This window comes from Streptomyces canus, from assembly GCF_001514145.1.
Classification (GTDB): Bacteria; Actinomycetota; Actinomycetes; order Streptomycetales; family Streptomycetaceae; genus Streptomyces; species Streptomyces canus.
Genome location: NZ_KQ948697.1, coordinates 2,463 through 4,893, shown reverse-complemented (window position 1 = coordinate 4,893; position 2,431 = coordinate 2,463). Strand labels below are relative to the sequence as shown.

Genomic DNA, 2,431 nt, shown 5'->3' with positions numbered 1-2,431 from the left:
CAGCGACCGCTCACCACACACCACCGCCACCGCACCCGCAGACCGCCCCACCTGCTCCGCAAACAACTCCGGCAGCAACACCCCACGCACCTCACGCGAAACCCCCTGCCACCCCGACAACACCAACTCCCGCTCCCCCGCCCCGAGCACCTCCACCTCGGAGACTCGGCGACTCGGGTCCTGAGCCAGGGCGGTGAGGACGCGGGTGAAGCGGTCGGCAATGCTCTGCGCGGTGGTGCGATCGAACAGATCGGTGCTGTAGTCCAGCGCACCGGTCAGGGTGGCGAACTCCGTCGCCGCCGACGGCCGGCGTTCCGCGAGACGGAAGGACAGGTCGAACTTGGCGGCCCCGATGCCGACCGGCAGACTGTCGACCTCCAGGCCGGGCAAGGACGCCACGGCGGAGGCGGCCCCTTGTTCCGTGTTGTTCAGAGTGAGCATGGTCTGGAAGAGGGGGTGCCGGGAGAGTGAGCGCTCCGGGTTGACCGCCTCCACCAGCCGCTCGAACGGCAGATCCTGATGCGCGTACGCCGAAAGGTCCGCCGCCCGGACTCGTTCCAGCAACTCACCGAACGTCGGATCACCGGACACATCCGTGCGCAGCACCAGCGTGTTCACGAAGAACCCGACCAGCTCGTCCAGCGCGTCATCCGTACGACCCGCGATCGGCGTGCCGAGCGGGATGTCCGTCCCCGCACCCAACCGCGACAACAGTGCGGCGAGTGCCGTCTGGAGCACCATGAACAGGCTGGAGCGGCCCTCACGGGCGACGCGTGCCAGACCGTCGTAGACGTCCTGGGGCAGCTCGAAGGTGATCCGGTCGCCCCGGTACGAGGCCACGGCCGGACGCGGGCGGTCGAACGGCAGGGACAGTTCTCCGGACAGGTCGGCCAACGCATCGGTCCAGTAGTCGAGTTGGCGGCTGAGCTCGCTCTCGGGGTCGTCCTCGGAGCCGAGCACCTCCCGCTGCCACAGGCTGTAGTCGGCGTACTGCACCGGCAACGGAGCCCACTCCGGAGCGGAACCGGCGGCCCGGGCCGCGTACGCCGCCGTGAGATCACGCGCCAAGGGGCCCATCGACCAAGCGTCACCCGCTATGTGGTGGACCACGACGAGCAGGACGAATTCCTCGTCGCCCAGCTCGAACAAGCGGACACGCAGGGGCGGTTCCGCGGTCAGCTCGAACGGTGCCCGGGAGGCACGGTCCAGTTCGTCGTGCAGGTGCTCCGCGTCGGTGGCGGTCACAGCGATCTCCGCCTCGGCGGCGTCCAGAACCATCTGGTACGAGCCCTCAGCGTCCTCGGCGAAGACCGTGCGCAGGCTCTCGTGCCGGGTGGCCACGTCCGTCAGCGCCAGCCTCAGCGCCTCCGTGTCCAGCGCTCCCTTCAGCCGTAGGGCGACCGGCAGGTTGTACGTCGCGCTGGGGCCCTCGAAACCGTGCAGGAACCACAGCCGCTGCTGGGCGAGCGACAGCGGCACCCGGGCCGGCCTCACCGCGGGGGCGACACGGCCACGTGCGGCGGACGAGGCGTCGAGAACACTCGCGAGTTCGGCGACGGTGGATGCCTCGAAGAGCCGGCGTACGGCGATCTCGGTGTCGAGGACGGTGCGGATGCGGCTGACGAGTTTGGTGGCGAGCAGGGAGTGGCCGCCGAGGGCGAAGAAGTCGTCGTCGATGGTCACCGCGTCCAGGCCGAGGACTTCGGCGAACAGGGTGCACAGGATCTCCTCGCGCGGCGAGCGCGGGGACCTGCCGCCCTCCGACTGCGGCCCGTAGTCGGGGGCCGGCAGGGCGCGCCGGTCCAGCTTGCCGTTCGGGGTCAGCGGGAAGGCGTCCAGGGTCACGAACGCCGACGGCACCATGTAGTCCGGCAGATGCGCCGCCGTGTGCTCACGCAGCGCGGCAGGTGTCGGCTGCTGCTCGGCCGCCGCAACCAGGTAGGCGACCAGGCGTTTGTCTCCCGGCCGGTCCTCGCGCACCACAACAGCGGCCTGAGCCACGTGCTCCTGAGCGGCCAGGACGGCCTCGATCTCACCCAGCTCGATCCGGAACCCGCGCAGCTTCACCTGGTCATCGACCCGGGACAGATACTCCAGCTCCCCGTCCATCGTCCAGCGCACCAGGTCACCCGTGCGATACATCCGCGAGCCCGCCGGACCGTACGGATCGGCCACGAACCGCTGCGCCGTCAGCCCGAAACGCCCGTGATAGCCACGCACCACACCCTCACCCGCGATGTACAGCTCCCCCGGCACCCCGGCAGGAACCGGTCGCAACGCACCATCCAGCACATACACCCGCGTGTTCGCGATCGGACGCCCGATCCGCGGCCGCCGTGCACCCTCCGCGGTGACCGGCCAGGCCGTCGACCAGATCGTGGTCTCCGTCGGCCCGTACAGATTCGTCACCGAAGCAGCCTGCGCGACCAAT

At 69.9% G+C, this 2,431-nt stretch carries 1 protein-coding gene; it reads right to left on the bottom strand.

All coding sequences use genetic code 11. From position 1 onward, the window contains the following. Positions 1 to 2,431, bottom strand: a 2,431-nt coding sequence (locus tag AQJ46_RS50805) for a condensation domain-containing protein (protein ID WP_159064282.1), incomplete at both ends; no start/stop codon positions are given.